27 protein-coding genes and 1 pseudogene are annotated in these 13,495 nt (G+C 56.2%); all 28 read right to left on the reverse strand.

Annotation, left to right across the window (positions count from 1 at the left end):
* Positions 1 to 21: 21 nt before the first annotated feature.
* Positions 22 to 1,023 (reverse strand): DNA-directed RNA polymerase subunit alpha, encoded by a 1,002-nt coding sequence (locus APH42_RS19720; protein WP_003255452.1) that lies wholly within the window; start codon positions 1,021 to 1,023, stop codon positions 22 to 24.
* Between the two features lie 22 nt (positions 1,024 to 1,045).
* Positions 1,046 to 1,666, reverse strand: coding sequence for a 30S ribosomal protein S4 (rpsD, locus tag APH42_RS19725; protein WP_012270238.1), 621 nt, complete (start codon positions 1,664 to 1,666; stop codon positions 1,046 to 1,048).
* 15 nt (positions 1,667 to 1,681) lie between these two features.
* Positions 1,682 to 2,071, reverse strand: coding sequence for a 30S ribosomal protein S11 (gene rpsK, locus APH42_RS19730; protein ID WP_012270237.1), 390 nt, complete (start codon positions 2,069 to 2,071; stop codon positions 1,682 to 1,684).
* A gap of 18 nt (positions 2,072 to 2,089) precedes the next feature.
* Positions 2,090 to 2,446 (reverse strand): 30S ribosomal protein S13, encoded by a 357-nt coding sequence (gene rpsM, locus APH42_RS19735; RefSeq protein WP_003255457.1) that lies wholly within the window; start codon positions 2,444 to 2,446, stop codon positions 2,090 to 2,092.
* A gap of 131 nt (positions 2,447 to 2,577) precedes the next feature.
* Positions 2,578 to 2,694: a 50S ribosomal protein L36 gene (rpmJ, locus tag APH42_RS19740; protein ID WP_002555468.1), complete on the reverse strand. Its 117-nt coding sequence runs from the start codon at positions 2,692 to 2,694 to the stop codon at positions 2,578 to 2,580.
* Positions 2,695 to 2,722: 28 nt separating this feature from the next.
* Entirely contained in the window at positions 2,723 to 4,054 is a 1,332-nt protein-coding gene (gene secY, locus APH42_RS19745) for a preprotein translocase subunit SecY (RefSeq protein WP_003257108.1), read from the reverse strand.
* Positions 4,055 to 4,489, reverse strand: coding sequence for a 50S ribosomal protein L15 (rplO, locus tag APH42_RS19750; protein ID WP_003255461.1), 435 nt, complete (start codon positions 4,487 to 4,489; stop codon positions 4,055 to 4,057).
* A gap of 3 nt (positions 4,490 to 4,492) precedes the next feature.
* Positions 4,493 to 4,669 (reverse strand): 50S ribosomal protein L30, encoded by a 177-nt coding sequence (rpmD, locus tag APH42_RS19755; protein ID WP_003255463.1) that lies wholly within the window; start codon positions 4,667 to 4,669, stop codon positions 4,493 to 4,495.
* 2 nt (positions 4,670 to 4,671) lie between these two features.
* Entirely contained in the window at positions 4,672 to 5,172 is a 501-nt protein-coding gene (gene rpsE / locus APH42_RS19760; protein WP_003255465.1) for a 30S ribosomal protein S5, read from the reverse strand.
* A 3-nt stretch (positions 5,173 to 5,175) separates the two neighbouring features.
* Positions 5,176 to 5,526 carry a 50S ribosomal protein L18 gene (gene rplR, locus APH42_RS19765; protein WP_003255467.1) on the reverse strand — a complete coding sequence of 117 codons (351 nt, stop codon included), beginning with the start codon at positions 5,524 to 5,526 and terminating at the stop codon, positions 5,176 to 5,178.
* Positions 5,527 to 5,536: 10 nt separating this feature from the next.
* A complete protein-coding gene (rplF, locus tag APH42_RS19770) occupies positions 5,537 to 6,070 on the reverse strand; it encodes a 50S ribosomal protein L6 (protein ID WP_003255469.1) in 534 nt (177 codons plus the stop codon).
* A 12-nt stretch (positions 6,071 to 6,082) separates the two neighbouring features.
* A complete protein-coding gene (rpsH, locus tag APH42_RS19775; RefSeq protein ID WP_003255471.1) occupies positions 6,083 to 6,475 on the reverse strand; it encodes a 30S ribosomal protein S8 in 393 nt (130 codons plus the stop codon).
* A 209-nt stretch (positions 6,476 to 6,684) separates the two neighbouring features.
* Complete coding sequence (gene rpsN / locus APH42_RS19780; RefSeq protein WP_008089807.1) at positions 6,685 to 6,990, reverse strand: 30S ribosomal protein S14; 306 nt, start codon at positions 6,988 to 6,990, stop codon at positions 6,685 to 6,687.
* Between the two features lie 13 nt (positions 6,991 to 7,003).
* Positions 7,004 to 7,543: a 50S ribosomal protein L5 gene (gene rplE, locus APH42_RS19785; protein WP_003255474.1), complete on the reverse strand. Its 540-nt coding sequence runs from the start codon at positions 7,541 to 7,543 to the stop codon at positions 7,004 to 7,006.
* A 20-nt stretch (positions 7,544 to 7,563) separates the two neighbouring features.
* Complete coding sequence (rplX, locus tag APH42_RS19790) at positions 7,564 to 7,878, reverse strand: 50S ribosomal protein L24 (RefSeq protein ID WP_003255476.1); 315 nt, start codon at positions 7,876 to 7,878, stop codon at positions 7,564 to 7,566.
* Between the two features lie 11 nt (positions 7,879 to 7,889).
* Positions 7,890 to 8,258, reverse strand: a complete 369-nt coding sequence (rplN, locus tag APH42_RS19795) for a 50S ribosomal protein L14 (protein ID WP_002555479.1) — start codon at positions 8,256 to 8,258, stop codon at positions 7,890 to 7,892.
* Between the two features lie 23 nt (positions 8,259 to 8,281).
* Positions 8,282 to 8,548, reverse strand: coding sequence for a 30S ribosomal protein S17 (gene rpsQ / locus APH42_RS19800; RefSeq protein ID WP_008089812.1), 267 nt, complete (start codon positions 8,546 to 8,548; stop codon positions 8,282 to 8,284).
* Between the two features lie 2 nt (positions 8,549 to 8,550).
* Positions 8,551 to 8,742 (reverse strand): 50S ribosomal protein L29, encoded by a 192-nt coding sequence (gene rpmC / locus APH42_RS19805; protein WP_002555481.1) that lies wholly within the window; start codon positions 8,740 to 8,742, stop codon positions 8,551 to 8,553.
* Positions 8,742 to 9,155: a 50S ribosomal protein L16 gene (gene rplP / locus APH42_RS19810; protein WP_003255479.1), complete on the reverse strand. Its 414-nt coding sequence runs from the start codon at positions 9,153 to 9,155 to the stop codon at positions 8,742 to 8,744. The genes rpmC and rplP overlap by 1 nt, the downstream gene beginning before the upstream one ends.
* Before the next feature lie 12 nt (positions 9,156 to 9,167).
* Positions 9,168 to 9,854, reverse strand: a complete 687-nt coding sequence (rpsC, locus tag APH42_RS19815) for a 30S ribosomal protein S3 (RefSeq protein ID WP_003255481.1) — start codon at positions 9,852 to 9,854, stop codon at positions 9,168 to 9,170.
* Between the two features lie 13 nt (positions 9,855 to 9,867).
* Complete coding sequence (rplV, locus tag APH42_RS19820) at positions 9,868 to 10,200, reverse strand: 50S ribosomal protein L22 (protein WP_003103908.1); 333 nt, start codon at positions 10,198 to 10,200, stop codon at positions 9,868 to 9,870.
* An 11-nt stretch (positions 10,201 to 10,211) separates the two neighbouring features.
* Positions 10,212 to 10,487 carry a 30S ribosomal protein S19 gene (gene rpsS, locus APH42_RS19825; RefSeq protein ID WP_003255482.1) on the reverse strand — a complete coding sequence of 92 codons (276 nt, stop codon included), beginning with the start codon at positions 10,485 to 10,487 and terminating at the stop codon, positions 10,212 to 10,214.
* 16 nt (positions 10,488 to 10,503) lie between these two features.
* Positions 10,504 to 11,328: a 50S ribosomal protein L2 gene (gene rplB, locus APH42_RS19830; RefSeq protein ID WP_008089816.1), complete on the reverse strand. Its 825-nt coding sequence runs from the start codon at positions 11,326 to 11,328 to the stop codon at positions 10,504 to 10,506.
* A 14-nt stretch (positions 11,329 to 11,342) separates the two neighbouring features.
* The gene (gene rplW, locus APH42_RS19835) at positions 11,343 to 11,642 is read right to left on the reverse strand and encodes a 50S ribosomal protein L23 (protein WP_003255484.1); all 300 of its coding nucleotides are present in this window, start codon (positions 11,640 to 11,642) and stop codon (positions 11,343 to 11,345) included.
* Positions 11,639 to 12,241 carry a 50S ribosomal protein L4 gene (rplD, locus tag APH42_RS19840; protein ID WP_003255485.1) on the reverse strand — a complete coding sequence of 201 codons (603 nt, stop codon included), beginning with the start codon at positions 12,239 to 12,241 and terminating at the stop codon, positions 11,639 to 11,641. The genes rplW and rplD overlap by 4 nt, the downstream gene beginning before the upstream one ends.
* A 12-nt stretch (positions 12,242 to 12,253) precedes the next feature.
* Positions 12,254 to 12,889 (reverse strand): 50S ribosomal protein L3, encoded by a 636-nt coding sequence (gene rplC, locus APH42_RS19845; protein WP_003255486.1) that lies wholly within the window; start codon positions 12,887 to 12,889, stop codon positions 12,254 to 12,256.
* A gap of 80 nt (positions 12,890 to 12,969) precedes the next feature.
* A complete protein-coding gene (gene rpsJ / locus APH42_RS19850; protein WP_003186070.1) occupies positions 12,970 to 13,281 on the reverse strand; it encodes a 30S ribosomal protein S10 in 312 nt (103 codons plus the stop codon).
* A gap of 141 nt (positions 13,282 to 13,422) precedes the next feature.
* Positions 13,423 to 13,495: pseudogene (locus tag APH42_RS29390) on the reverse strand (elongation factor Tu); the annotation flags it as partial.

Consider the following 13,495-nt stretch of genomic DNA (forward strand, 5'->3'; position numbering starts at 1 on the left):
TACGTTCGGTGATTACGACGATCAGGCGGTCGCCTTGTCGTCTTTCTTAAGACTTGCAGGCGGCCAGTTGTCGAGGCGCATGCCGAGAGACAGACCACGAGAGGCCAGCACGTCCTTGATTTCAGTCAGGGACTTCTTGCCCAGGTTAGGAGTCTTCAACAGCTCTACTTCGGTACGCTGAATCAGGTCGCCGATGTAGTAGATGTTCTCCGCCTTGAGGCAGTTGGCCGAACGTACAGTCAGTTCCAGGTCGTCAACCGGACGCAGCAGGATCGGATCGATCTCGTCTTCCTGCTCGACTACGACAGGCTCGCTGTCACCTTTGAGGTCGACGAACGCGGCCAACTGCTGTTGCAGGATGGTCGCAGCGCGGCGGATAGCCTCTTCAGGATCCAGGGTGCCGTTGGTTTCCAGATCAATGACCAGTTTGTCCAGGTTGGTACGCTGTTCAACACGGGCGTTTTCGACCACATAGGCGATACGACGCACCGGGCTGAACGAAGCGTCCAACTGCAGACGGCCAATGCTACGGCTTTCGTCTTCGTCGGTTTGACGGGAGTCGGCCGGCTCGTAACCACGACCACGAGCTACGGTGAGCTTCATGTTCAGGGCGCCATTCGACGCCAGGTTCGCGATTACGTGATCGGGGTTGACGATCTCGACATCGTGATCCAGCTGAATATCGGCAGCGGTAACCACCCCCGAACCCTTTTTCGACAAGGTCAGCGTAACTTCGTCACGACCGTGCAGTTTGATAGCCAGGCCTTTCAGGTTCAACAGGATTTCAATTACGTCTTCCTGAACACCTTCGATCGCGGAGTACTCGTGGAGTACGCCATCGATCTCGGCCTCGACTACTGCACAGCCAGGCATAGAGGACAACAGGATGCGGCGCAGCGCGTTGCCCAGGGTGTGGCCAAAGCCACGCTCGAGAGGCTCGAGCGTGATCTTGGCGCGGGTCGGACTGACTACCTGCACATCAATGTGGCGGGGAGTCAGGAACTCATTTACCGAAATCTGCATGGATGCACCTATTTTCTAGCCCTTACTTGGAGTAGAGCTCGACAATCAGGTTTTCGTTGATGTCGGCAGACAGGTCGCTGCGAGCAGGAACGTTCTTGAAAACGCCCGACTTTTTAGCAGCATCCACGTCAACCCACTCAACGCGGCCACGCTGGGCGCACAGTTCAAGGGCTTGAACAATGCGCAGCTGGGCCAGCGACTTCTCGCGGACCGCGACCACGTCACCCGGACGAACTTGGTAGGATGGAATGTTTACAGTCTTACCGTTGACGCTGATCGCTTTGTGCGAAACCAGCTGACGCGACTCGGAACGAGTCGAGCCGAAGCCCATACGGTAAACGACGTTATCCAGACGGCACTCGAGCAGTTGCAGCAGGTTCTCACCGGTTGCGCCTTTTTTCGAGGCAGCAGCTTGGTAGTAACCGCGGAACTGACGCTCCAGAACACCGTAGATACGACGGACTTTTTGTTTCTCACGCAGCTGGGTGCCGTAGTCGGACTGACGGCCACGGCGCTGGCCGTGGATACCTGGGGCTGCTTCGATGTTGCACTTCGATTCCAGAGCGCGAACGCCGCTCTTCAGGAACAGATCGGTGCCTTCACGACGAGACAGTTTGCATTTTGGACCAATGTAACGTGCCATTCTTCTGTCTCCTGATTACACGCGACGCTTCTTCGGCGGACGGCACCCGTTATGCGGGATAGGCGTCACGTCGGTGATGCTGGCGATCTTGTAGCCGCAGCTGTTCAATGCACGAACGGCGGACTCACGACCTGGACCTGGACCCTTGACGTTAACGTCGAGGTTCTTCAGACCGTATTCCAGCGCAGCTTGACCAGCACGCTCAGCAGCGATCTGAGCTGCGAACGGGGTGGATTTGCGCGAACCACGGAAACCCGAACCACCGGAGGTCGCCCAGGACAAAGCATTGCCCTGACGGTCGGTGATGGTCACGATGGTGTTGTTGAAAGACGCATGGATGTGGGCGATGCCATCAACCACTGTCTTTTTGATTTTCTTACGAGGACGAGCAGCAGGTTTTGCCATGTCTATATTCCTGGGCGATTACTTGCGGATCGGCTTACGCGGGCCCTTACGGGTGCGTGCGTTGGTCTTGGTGCGCTGACCGCGAACCGGCAGACCTTTACGATGACGCAGGCCGCGGTAGCAACCCAGGTCCATCAAGCGCTTGATCTTCATGTTGATGTCACGACGCAGGTCACCTTCGGTGGTGAACTTCGCAACTTCGCCACGCAGGGTTTCGATTTGCTCGTCGCTCAGATCCTTGATCTTAGCGGCTGGATTTACACCAGCGTCTGCACAGATCTTCTGTGCAGTTGTGCGACCGACACCATAGATGTAGGTCAGCGAGATAACAGTATGCTTGTTATCTGGAATGTTGACGCCTGCAATACGGGCCATTCAGTGGGACTCCAATTGACAGCTACCTACGCCCCGGAAGCCAAGAAATAGGGCGCGAGATAATATCGCTGTAGAAACGAATAATCAACCCAGCAGCACACTAGCTGCTGGGTTTGAAGCGCAGATCACACTCAGCCTTGGCGCTGTTTGTGACGCGGTTCCGCGCTGCAGATCACTCGTACGACGCCTTCGCGACGGATGATCTTGCAGTTACGGCACAGCTTTTTCACCGATGCACGAACTTTCATTACCGACTCCTCGAACCTTAGGGGCGTATCAGCGCAGCAGACCGCTGCCACCGTAGCCTTTCAGGTTGGCTTTCTTCATCAGGGATTCGTACTGGTGCGAAACGAGGTGCGATTGTACTTGGGACATGAAGTCCATCACAACCACTACCACAATCAGCAACGAGGTCCCGCCAAGGTAGAACGGCACATTTGCTGCCACCACCAGGAACTGGGGCAGAAGGCAGACGGCCATCATGTAAAGAGCACCGAACATGGTCAAACGGGTCAGAACGCCATCAATGTAGCGCGCCGACTGCTCACCAGGACGGATACCCGGAATAAAGGCACCGGACTTCTTCAGGTTTTCCGCTACGTCTTTCGGATTGAACATCAATGCTGTGTAGAAGAAGCAGAAGAAAATGATCCCTGCACTAAACAGCAGAATGTTCAACGGCTGACCAGGAGCGATCGACTGCGAGATGTCCTGCAGCCAGCCCATACCTTCGGACTGACCGAACCAGGCACCCAGCGAAGCCGGGAACAGCAAAATGCTGCTCGCGAAAATGGCCGGGATAACCCCCGCCATGTTCACCTTCAACGGCAAGTGGCTGGTCTGCGCAGCGAAGACCTTGCGGCCCTGCTGACGCTTGGCGTAGTGAACGGCGATACGACGCTGACCACGCTCAATGAACACCACGAAACCGATAATCGCTACTGCCAGCAAACCGATAGCGACCAAGGCGAAAATGTTGATATCGCCTGTGCGTGCAGACTCGAAAGACTGCCCGATTGCTCTCGGAAGACCGGCAACGATACCTGCGAAGATCAACATCGAGATACCGTTGCCCACACCGCGCTCGGTGATCTGCTCGCCCAGCCACATCATGAACATCGCGCCTGCCACGAAGGTGGAGACGGCGACGACATGGAAGCCCAGGCCCACAGAAAACGCCACGCCCTGGTTGGCCAGGCCAATGGACATGCCAATGGCTTGAACCAGTGCCAGGATAACGGTGCCGTAGCGGGTGTACTGGCTGATCTTGCGACGGCCAGCTTCACCTTCCTTCTTCAACTGCTCCAGTTGCGGGCTGACCGCGGTCATCAGCTGCATGATGATCGATGCCGAAATGTACGGCATGATCCCCAGTGCAAAGATGCTCATGCGCTCGAGCGCGCCACCGGAAAACATGTTGAACAAGCTAAGAATGGTCCCCTCATTCTGCCGAAACAGATCCGCCAGACGGTCCGGATTGATGCCGGGAACCGGGATATGCGCACCTATCCGATAGACGATGATCGCCATGAACAGAAAGCGCAGACGAGCCCAGAGTTCCGACATCCCGCCCTTACCGAGCGAAGAGAGAGCACCTTGCTTAGCCATTTATTCCTCGAATTTGCCGCCAGCTGCTTCGATAGCCGCACGCGCACCCTTGGTGGCTGCGATGCCCTTGATGGTGACTGCGCGAGTAACTTCGCCAGACAGCATGATTTTCACACGCTGAATGTGCTGGTTGATCACGTTGGCATCCTTCAGGGATTGCACGGAGATCACGTCGCCTTCCACTTTGGCCAGCTCGGACAGACGCACTTCTGCGCGGTCCATGGCTTTCAGGGAAACGAAGCCGAACTTCGGCAGACGACGGTGCAGCGGCTGTTGACCGCCTTCGAAGCCAGGAGCGATCGAACCACCCGAACGGGAAGTCTGACCTTTGTGGCCACGGCCGCCGGTCTTACCCAGACCGCTACCGATACCACGACCTGGACGATGCTTCTCGCGACGGGAACCCGGCGCTGGACTCAGATCATTGAGTTTCATCGATTAGCCCTCGACCTTCAGCATGTAGTAAGCCTTGTTGATCATCCCGCGGTTCTCGGGAGTATCCTGGACTTCTACAGTGTGACCGATACGACGCAGACCCAGGCCTTTAACGCACAGCTTGTGGTTAGGCAGACGGCCCGAGACGCTCTTGATCAGCGTTACTTTTACGGTTGCCATGATCAGAAGATCTCCTCGACGCTCTTGCCGCGCTTGGCAGCAATGGATTCAGGAGATTGCATGGCTTTCAGACCCTTGAAGGTGGCGTAAACCACGTTCACTGGGTTGGTCGAACCGTAGCACTTGGCCAGAACGTTCTGAACACCAGCAACTTCCAGGACAGCACGCATTGCGCCACCGGCGATGATACCGGTACCTTCCGAGGCAGGCTGCATGTAAACCTTCGAGGCGCCGTGGGCAGCCTTGGTGGCGTACTGCAGGGTGGTGCCCTTCAGGTCAACCTGAATCATGTTGCGGCGAGCAGCTTCCATGGCTTTCTGGATCGCGGCTGGTACTTCGCGCGACTTGCCACGGCCGAAGCCAACACGACCTTTACCATCACCTACCACGGTCAGCGCGGTGAAGGTGAAGATACGGCCGCCTTTTACGGTTTTGGCAACGCGGTTAACTTGAACCAGCTTCTCGATGTAGCCTTCGTCGCGCTTTTGATCGTTATTTGCCATAACTTAGAACTCCAGCCCGCCTTCACGAGCAGCATCAGCCAGCGCTTTGACGCGGCCATGGTACTTGAAGCCGGAACGGTCAAAGGCAACTTGAGATACACCGGCGGCTTTCGCACGCTCAGCTACCAGCTTGCCAACCTTAGTGGCCGCGTCGATGTTGCCAGTGGCGCCATCACGCAGGTCTTTGTCCAAGGTCGAGGCGCTTGCCAGAACCTTGCTGCCGTCGGCCGAAATGACCTGGGCGTAGATGTGCTGCGAGGAGCGGAACACGCACAGGCGCACGACTTCGAGTTCGTGCATCTTGAGACGTGCTTTGCGAGCGCGACGCAGTCGAATAACTTTTTTGTCGGTCATTTACTAGGCCCTACTTCTTCTTGGCTTCTTTACGACGGACTACTTCGTCCGCGTAACGCACACCTTTACCTTTGTAAGGCTCTGGCGGACGGAAGTCGCGGATTTCAGCGGCCACCTGACCTACCAGCTGCTTATCGATACCCTTGATCAGGATGTCGGTCTGGCTAGGTGTTTCAGCGGTGATACCGGCTGGCAGTTCGTAGTCCACTGGGTGAGAGAAGCCCAGGGCCAGGTTCAGGACGGTGCCCTTGGCCTGTGCCTTGTAACCAACACCGACCAGCTGGAGCTTACGCTCGAAGCCTTGGCTTACGCCTTGGACCATGTTGTTGACCAGGGCACGGGTAGTACCGGCCATGGCACGAGCTTGCTGGTCACCATTGCGAGCGACGAAACGCAGCTCACCAGACTCTTCGGTAACTTCAACAGACGAGTGAACGTTCAGTTCGAGAGTGCCTTTAGCACCCTTCACCGAAAGCTGCTGGCCAGCGAATTTGACTTCGACACCGGATGGCAGCTTAACGGGGTTCTTAGCGACGCGAGACATGTCTATCCCCCCTTAGAACACTGTGCACAGAACTTCGCCGCCGACACCGGCAGCGCGCGCAGCGCGATCAGTCATCACACCTTTGTTGGTGGAGACGATAGACACGCCCAGACCGCCACGTACTTTCGGCAGATCGGTGACGGCCTTGTACTGGCGCAGGCCTGGACGGCTGGAGCGCTTCAGTTCCTCGATGACCGGACGGCCTTCGAAGTACTTCAGTTCGATCGACAGGGAAGGCTTGGCCTCACCAGTTACCTGGTAGCCAGCGATGTAACCTTCGTCCTTCAGAACTTTGGCAACCGCGACCTTCAGGGTAGAGGAAGGCATGCTTACGACGGACTTTTCAGCCATCTGGGCATTACGGATGCGAGTTAGCATGTCCGCTAACGGGTCCTGCATACTCATGGGCTAGATGCTCCTGATACAAGAATTATTAGCCTTGCGGCTATGACAACCACCCGAGCGGATTGGGCAAAAAACCCAGGCTCAGGTGAGCCGGTCATTCTAGACACAAGGCAGAAACGAAACAAGCCCCATATAGGGGCTTGTTTGATGGCAAGGTCACCGGCGGTCGGAAGATTGCTCCCCTTCCACCAGGATCTTGCCTGCAGCGATTACCAGGAGGCTTTAACCAGACCTGGTACGTCACCGCGCATTGCAGCTTGACGCAGCATGTTACGGCCCAGGCCGAACTTACGGTATACACCGTGAGGACGACCGGTCAGGCGGCAACGGTTGCGCAGGCGCGCAGCGCTGGCATCACGCGGCTGCTTCTGCAGAGCGACAACGGCAGCGAAACGCTCTTCTGGAGAGGCGTTAACGTTGACGATGGTCGCTTTCAGCTCAGCACGCTTCTTAGCGAACTTGGCTACCGTGAGCTGACGCTTCAGCTCGCGGTTTTTCATGCTCTTCTTGGCCATTTTCCTACTCCAATCAGTTGCGGAACGGGAACTTGAAAGCACGCAGCAGAGCGCGGCCTTCGTCGTCCGAACGAGCAGTGGTGGTCAGGGTGATGTCCAAACCGCGCAGAGCATCGATCTTGTCGTAATCGATTTCCGGGAAGATGATCTGCTCTTTCACGCCCATGCTGTAGTTGCCACGGCCATCGAAGGACTTGGCATTCAGGCCGCGGAAGTCGCGAACCCGAGGCAGGGAGATCGCCAGCAGGCGGTCCAGGAATTCGTACATCTTGTCGCTACGCAGGGTCACCTTGACGCCGATCGGCCAGCCTTCGCGGACTTTGAAGCCAGCGATGGATTTGCGAGCGAAAGTCACGACCGGCTTTTGACCGGTGATCTTTTCCAGGTCGGCAACAGCGTGCTCGATGACTTTCTTGTCGCCGATCGCTTCGCCCAGACCCATGTTCAGGGTGATCTTGGTAACGCGCGGAACTTCCATCACGTTCGACAGCTTAAGTTCTTCCTTAAGCTTAGGAGCGATTTCGTTCCGGTAAATCTCTTTCAGTCGTGCCATGGTCTTCTACCTAGCAGTGTTCAAGCATCAACCGCTTTTTGGGTCGACTTGAAGACACGAATTTTTTTACCGTCTTCTACTTTGAAACCAACGCGGTCAGCCTTGTTGGTTTCGCCGTTGAAGATGGCAACGTTGGAAGCGTGCAGAGGCGCTTCTTTCTCGACGATACCGCCCTGTACGCCCGCCATCGGGTTAGGCTTGGTATGACGCTTGACCAGGTTCACACCACCGATGACCAGACGGTCATCAGCGAGAACCTTCAGCACCTTACCGCGCTTACCTTTGTCTTTGCCGGCGATCACGATGATCTCGTCGTCACGACGAATCTTTTGCATGTCGGATCTCCTTACAGCACTTCAGGGGCGAGCGAGACGATCTTCATGAACTTCTCAGTACGAAGTTCACGGGTCACTGGCCCGAAGATGCGAGTGCCGATCGGCTCTTGCTTGTTGTTCAGCAGAACAGCAGCGTTGCCGTCGAAACGAATGATGGAACCGTCAGCGCGACGAACACCGTGACGGGTGCGCACGACAACAGCGGTCATCACTTGGCCTTTTTTGACCTTACCGCGTGGAATTGCTTCCTTGACGGTAACCTTGATGATGTCACCGATGCCGGCGTAACGACGGTGCGAACCGCCGAGCACCTTGATGCACATGACGCGACGAGCGCCGCTGTTATCGGCCACATCGAGCATGGATTGAGTCTGAATCATAAAATTTCTCCGACCCCTAGCCCTTAGACTTCAACAGCGCGTTCGAGGACTTCAACCAGTGCCCAGGACTTGGTCTTGGCCAGCGGACGGGTTTCACGGATGGAAACCTTGTCGCCGATCTTGCACTGGTTGGATTCGTCGTGCGCGTGCAGCTTAGTCGAACGCTTAACGTATTTACCGTAGATCGGGTGCTTTACGCGACGCTCGATCAGTACGGTGATGGTCTTGTCCATTTTGTCGCTGACGACACGGCCAGTCAGCGTACGGACGGTTTTTTCAGCTTCAGCCATGATCACTTACCTGCCTGCTGGTTGAGCACAGTTTTCACGCGAGCGATGTCACGCTTAACTTGCGAGAGCAGGTGCGACTGCCCCAACTGGCCAGTTGCTTTCTGCATACGCAGATTGAACTGGTCGCGCAGCAAGCCGAGCAGTTGCTCGTTCAGCTGCTGTGCCGATTTTTCACGAAGTTCATTCGCTTTCATCACATCACCGTCCGCTTAACAAAGGAGGTGGCGAGAGGCAGCTTTGCAGCAGCCAGGGCGAAAGCTTCGCGCGCCAGCTCTTCAGAAACACCCTCGATCTCGTACAGGACTTTGCCTGGCTGAATCTGGGCAACCCAGTATTCCACGGAGCCCTTACCTTTACCCATACGAACCTCGAGAGGCTTCTTGGAGATCGGCTTGTCCGGGAACACACGGATCCAGATCTTACCGCCACGTTTAACGTGACGGGTCAGCGCACGACGTGCGGACTCGATCTGGCGAGCGGTGAGGCGACCGCGAGCAACAGCTTTCAGAGCGAATTCGCCGAAGCTGACTTTGCTACCGCGCAGTGCCAGACCACGGTTGTGGCCAGTCATCTGCTTGCGGAATTTTGTACGCTTTGGTTGCAACATTTGGCGTACCCCTTACTTAGCAGCTTTTTTACGAGGCGCTGGTGCTTGTGGTTTCAGTTCTTCTTGGCGACCACCAATAACTTCGCCTTTGAAGATCCAAACCTTCACACCGATCACACCGTAAGTGGTGTGAGCTTCGTAGGTGTTGTAGTCGATATCGGCACGCAGGGTGTGCAGAGGCACACGACCTTCGCGATACCACTCGGTACGAGCAATCTCAGCACCGCCGAGACGACCGCTCACCTGGATCTTGATGCCCTTGGCACCAATACGCATGGCGTTCTGTACTGCGCGCTTCATGGCGCGACGGAACATTACGCGGCGTTCCAGCTGCTGAGCTACGCTCTGCGCAACCAGCATAGCGTCGAGTTCCGGCTTGCGGATCTCTTCGATGTTGATGTGCACAGGCACACCCATCTGCTTGGTCAGGTCCTGACGCAGCTTCTCGACATCTTCACCTTTCTTACCGATAACGATACCGGGACGAGCGGTGTGGATGGTGATGCGTGCAGTTTGAGCCGGACGATGAATATCGATACGGCTTACGGACGCGCTTTTTAGTTTGTCTTGGAGGTACTCACGCGTTTTCAGATCCTTCAACAGGTAATCTGCGTAAGTAGCACCGTCTGCGTACCAGACGGAGGTGTGCTCCTTGACGATTCCCAGGCGAATGCCAGTGGGATGTACTTTCTGACCCATCTGATCGACTCCGTTACTTGTCCGCAACCTTGACAGTGATATGGCAAGACCGCTTGACGATGCGATCAGCACGGCCTTTGGCACGTGGCATGATGCGCTTCAGCGAACGCCCTTCGTTGACGAAGACGGTGGAGACCTTCAGGTCATCAACGTCTGCGCCTTCGTTGTGTTCGGCGTTGGCAACGGCCGACTCGAGGACTTTCTTCATGATTTCAGCGGCTTTTTTGCTGCTGAAGGCCAACAGGTTGAGCGCTTCGCCCACCTTCTTCCCGCGGATCTGGTCGGCGACCAAGCGGGCTTTCTGGGCGGAGATGCGAGCGCCCGACAACTTAGCGGCTACTTCCATTTCCTTACCCCTTAACGCTTGGCTTTCTTGTCAGCCACGTGCCCGCGATAGGTGCGGGTACCGGCGAACTCGCCCAGTTTGTGGCCGACCATGTCTTCGTTCACGAGAACTGGAACATGCTGGCGACCGTTGTGAACCGCGATGGTCAGACCGACCATTTGTGGCAGGATCATCGAGCGACGCGACCAGGTTTTAACTGGCTTGCGATCGTTCTTCTCCACCGCCACTTCGACCTTCTTCAACAGGTGAAGATCGATAAAAGGACCTTTTTTCAGAGAACGTGGCACTGTCGTATCCCTCTAGTTACTTGCGACGACGGACGATCATGTTGTCGGTACGCTTATTACCACGGGTTTTAGCACCCTTGGTTGGGAAGCCCCATGGCGATACCGGATGACGACCACCGGAGGTACGACCTTCACCACCACCATGCGGGTGGTCAACCGGGTTCATGGCAACACCACGAACGGTTGGGCGAACGCCGCGCCAGCGTTTGGCACCAGCTTTACCCAGCGAACGCAGGCTGTGCTCGGAGTTCGAGACTTCACCCAGGGTCGCACGGCATTCAGCCAGTACTTTACGCATCTCACCGGAACGCAGACGCAGAGTCACGTATACGCCGTCACGAGCGATCAGCTGAGCCGAAGCACCAGCGGAACGAGCGATCTGAGCACCTTTACCCGGCTTCAGTTCGACGCCGTGAATGGTGCTACCTACTGGGATGTTACGCAGCTGCAGGGAGTTACCGGCCTTGATTGGGGCCAGGGCACCTGCGATCAGCTGGTCGCCAGCGCTCACGCCTTTAGGGGCGATGATGTAGCGACGCTCACCGTCTGCATAGCACAGCAGGGCGATGTGAGCAGTACGGTTTGGATCGTATTCGATACGCTCGACAGTGGCTGGAATGCCATCTTTGTCGTTGCGACGGAAGTCGACCAGACGGTAATGCTGCTTATGACCACCACCAACGTGACGAGTGGTAATGCGGCCATTGTTGTTACGACCACCAGACTTCGATTTCTTCTCGAGCAGCGGTGCGTGAGGAGCGCCTTTGTGCAGCTCCTTGTTGACCACCTTGACCACGAAACGGCGGCCAGGGGAAGTCGGTTTGCATTTAACGATTGCCATGATGCACCCCTTCCTTACTCAGCACTGCTGCTGAAATCGAGATCTTGGCCTGGCTGAAGGGATACGATCGCCTTCTTCCAGTCATTACGCTTGCCCAGACCACGTGCGGTACGCTTGGTTTTACCCAGAACGTTAACAGTCGACACGTTTTCAACTTTTACGTTGAACAGGCCTTCGACAGCTTTCTTGATTTCCAGCTTGGTTGCATCGGTAGCAACCTTGAATACGAACTGGCCTTTTTTCTCAGCCAGAACGGTAGCCTTCTCGGAAACGTGCGGGCCAAGGAGGACTTTAAATACGCGTTCCTGGTTCATCCCAGCAGCTCCTCGAATTTCTTCACGGCCGAGACAGTGATCAACACTTTCTCGTATGCGATCAGACTGACCGGGTCGGAACCCTGTACGTCACGTACGTCGACGTGCGGCAGGTTGCGAGCAGCCAGGTACAGGTTCTGATCAACAGCGTCGGAGACGATCAGTACGTCGCTCAGACCCATGCCGTTCAGCTTGTTCAGCAGATCTTTGGTTTTCGGTGCTTCAACAGCGAAGTCCTGAACCACGACCAGACGGTCGCTACGCACCAGCTCAGCGAGGATGGAGCGCAGAGCTGCGCGGTACATCTTCTTGTTGAGCTTTTGCGAGTGATCTTGAGGGCGAGCTGCGAAGGTTACACCACCGCCACGCCAGATCGGACCACGAGTGGTACCAGCACGAGCACGACCAGTACCCTTCTGACGCCATGGGCGCTTACCGCCACCAGCCACGTCGGAACGGGTCTTCTGCTGCTTGGTACCCTGACGGCCGCCGGCCATGTAGGCCACGACTGCTTGGTGAACCAGCGTCTCGTTGAATTCGCCACCGAAAGTCAGTTCGGAAACTTCGATCGCCTGAGCGTCATTTACATTAAGTTGCATGTCAGTTTCCCCTTAACCGCGAGCCTTGACAGCTGGACGTACAACCACGTCGCCGCCAGTAGCGCCAGGTACGGCACCCTTGATCAGCAGCAGGTTGCGTTCAGCGTCTACGCGAACTACTTCCAGGGACTGAACAGTCACGCGCTCGGCGCCCATGTGACCGGACATCTTCTTGCCCTTGAACACACGACCAGGAGTCTGGCACTGGCCGATGGAACCAGGAACACGGTGCGACACGGAGTTACCGTGGGTGTTGTCCTGACCACGGAAGTTCCAGCGCTTGATGGTACCGGCGAAGCCTTTACCTTTGGACTGACCAGTAACGTCAACCAGCTGGCCTGCAGTGAAGAGTTCAGCTTTGATCAGATCGCCAGCCTGGAAATCGCCTTCTTCAAGACGGAACTCCCAAACACCGCGACCAGCGGCAACGTTGGCCTTGGCGAAGTGGCCTGCCTGAGCGGCAGTCACACGCGAAGCACGACGCTCGCCGACAGTGACTTGCACTGCACGGTAGCCATCGGTTTCTTCAGTTTTGAACTGGGTGACGCGATTCGGCTCGATCTCAATGACCGTGACCGGAATGGAGACACCTTCTTCGGTGAAAATGCGGGTCATACCGCACTTGCGACCGATTACACCAATAGTCATGTTGTAAACCTCATGAGTGTACGGGGCTTTCACCCGCTATGGCCGCCCATTTCAGAGCGTTACACGACTAGACCGAAGTCTTAGCCGAGGCTGATCTGTACTTCCACACCTGCCGCCAGATCAAGCTTCATCAGCGCGTCAACGGTTTTATCCGTTGGCTGGACGATGTCCAGAACACGCTTATGAGTGCGAATCTCGTACTGGTCACGCGCGTCTTTGTTGACGTGCGGGGAGACCAGAACGGTGAAACGCTCTTTGCGGGTAGGCAGTGGAATTGGACCACGCACTTGTGCACCAGTACGTTTCGCGGTTTCCACGATTTCCTGGGTGGATTGGTCGATCAGGCGATGGTCGAAAGCCTTCAACCTGATACGGATTTGCTGATTTTGCATTGGATTTCAGACTCCAGGCTGTTCCCAACGGACGCACTACGCCCGCTAAAAGGAGGCGTGATTCTATAGACGCCCCCATTTAGTGTCAACCCAATAAAAAAAACCCCCGCTGAGCGGGGGTTTTTTCAATCGGTCGAGTGATTACTCGATGATTTTGGCCACAACGCCGGCGCCGACGGTACGACCGCCTTCACGGATTGCGAAGCGCAGACCG

The organism is Pseudomonas sp. NBRC 111140 (assembly GCF_001320885.1).
GTDB lineage: Bacteria > Pseudomonadota > Gammaproteobacteria > Pseudomonadales > Pseudomonadaceae > Aquipseudomonas > Aquipseudomonas putida_P.

Bases quoted from the DNA above. Each gene is read 5' to 3' on its own strand.
- rplX (WP_003255476.1), bottom strand. From the start codon at position 7,878: ATGCAAAAGATTCGTCGTGACGACGAGATCATCGTGATCGCCGGCAAA.
- rplW (WP_003255484.1), bottom strand. From the start codon at position 11,642: ATGAACCAGGAACGCGTATTTAAAGTCCTCCTTGGCCCGCACGTTTCC.
- rpmC (WP_002555481.1), bottom strand. From the start codon at position 8,742: ATGAAAGCGAATGAACTTCGTGAAAAATCGGCACAGCAGCTGAACGAG.
- rplD (WP_003255485.1), bottom strand. From the start codon at position 12,241: ATGCAACTTAATGTAAATGACGCTCAGGCGATCGAAGTTTCCGAACTG.
- rplO (WP_003255461.1), bottom strand. From the start codon at position 4,489: ATGAAACTCAATGATCTGAGTCCAGCGCCGGGTTCCCGTCGCGAGAAG.
- secY (WP_003257108.1), bottom strand. From the start codon at position 4,054: ATGGCTAAGCAAGGTGCTCTCTCTTCGCTCGGTAAGGGCGGGATGTCG.
- rplE (WP_003255474.1), bottom strand. From the start codon at position 7,543: ATGGCACGACTGAAAGAGATTTACCGGAACGAAATCGCTCCTAAGCTT.
- rplR (WP_003255467.1), bottom strand. From the start codon at position 5,526: ATGACCGACAAAAAAGTTATTCGACTGCGTCGCGCTCGCAAAGCACGT.
- rplB (WP_008089816.1), bottom strand. From the start codon at position 11,328: ATGGCAATCGTTAAATGCAAACCGACTTCCCCTGGCCGCCGTTTCGTG.
- rpsK (WP_012270237.1), bottom strand. From the start codon at position 2,071: ATGGCAAAACCTGCTGCTCGTCCTCGTAAGAAAATCAAAAAGACAGTG.
- rpsD (WP_012270238.1), bottom strand. From the start codon at position 1,666: ATGGCACGTTACATTGGTCCAAAATGCAAACTGTCTCGTCGTGAAGGC.
- APH42_RS19720 (WP_003255452.1), bottom strand. From the start codon at position 1,023: ATGCAGATTTCGGTAAATGAGTTCCTGACTCCCCGCCACATTGATGTG.
- rplP (WP_003255479.1), bottom strand. From the start codon at position 9,155: ATGTTGCAACCAAAGCGTACAAAATTCCGCAAGCAGATGACTGGCCAC.
- rpsM (WP_003255457.1), bottom strand. From the start codon at position 2,446: ATGGCCCGTATTGCAGGCGTCAACATTCCAGATAACAAGCATACTGTT.
- rpsH (WP_003255471.1), bottom strand. From the start codon at position 6,475: ATGAGTATGCAGGACCCGTTAGCGGACATGCTAACTCGCATCCGTAAT.
- rpsE (WP_003255465.1), bottom strand. From the start codon at position 5,172: ATGGCAAATAACGATCAAAAGCGCGACGAAGGCTACATCGAGAAGCTG.
- rplN (WP_002555479.1), bottom strand. From the start codon at position 8,258: ATGATTCAGACTCAATCCATGCTCGATGTGGCCGATAACAGCGGCGCT.
- rpsJ (WP_003186070.1), bottom strand. From the start codon at position 13,281: ATGCAAAATCAGCAAATCCGTATCAGGTTGAAGGCTTTCGACCATCGC.
- rplF (WP_003255469.1), bottom strand. From the start codon at position 6,070: ATGTCTCGCGTCGCTAAGAACCCCGTTAAGCTGCCATCCGGTGTCGAA.
- rpmD (WP_003255463.1), bottom strand. From the start codon at position 4,669: ATGGCAACCGTAAAAGTAACGCTGATCAAGAGCGTCTCGGGCCGTCTG.
- rplC (WP_003255486.1), bottom strand. From the start codon at position 12,889: ATGACTATTGGTGTAATCGGTCGCAAGTGCGGTATGACCCGCATTTTC.
- rplV (WP_003103908.1), bottom strand. From the start codon at position 10,200: ATGGAAGTAGCCGCTAAGTTGTCGGGCGCTCGCATCTCCGCCCAGAAA.
- rpmJ (WP_002555468.1), bottom strand. From the start codon at position 2,694: ATGAAAGTTCGTGCATCGGTGAAAAAGCTGTGCCGTAACTGCAAGATC.
- rpsC (WP_003255481.1), bottom strand. From the start codon at position 9,854: ATGGGTCAGAAAGTACATCCCACTGGCATTCGCCTGGGAATCGTCAAG.
- rpsN (WP_008089807.1), bottom strand. From the start codon at position 6,990: ATGGCCAAGAAGAGCATGAAAAACCGCGAGCTGAAGCGTCAGCTCACG.
- rpsQ (WP_008089812.1), bottom strand. From the start codon at position 8,548: ATGGCTGAAGCTGAAAAAACCGTCCGTACGCTGACTGGCCGTGTCGTC.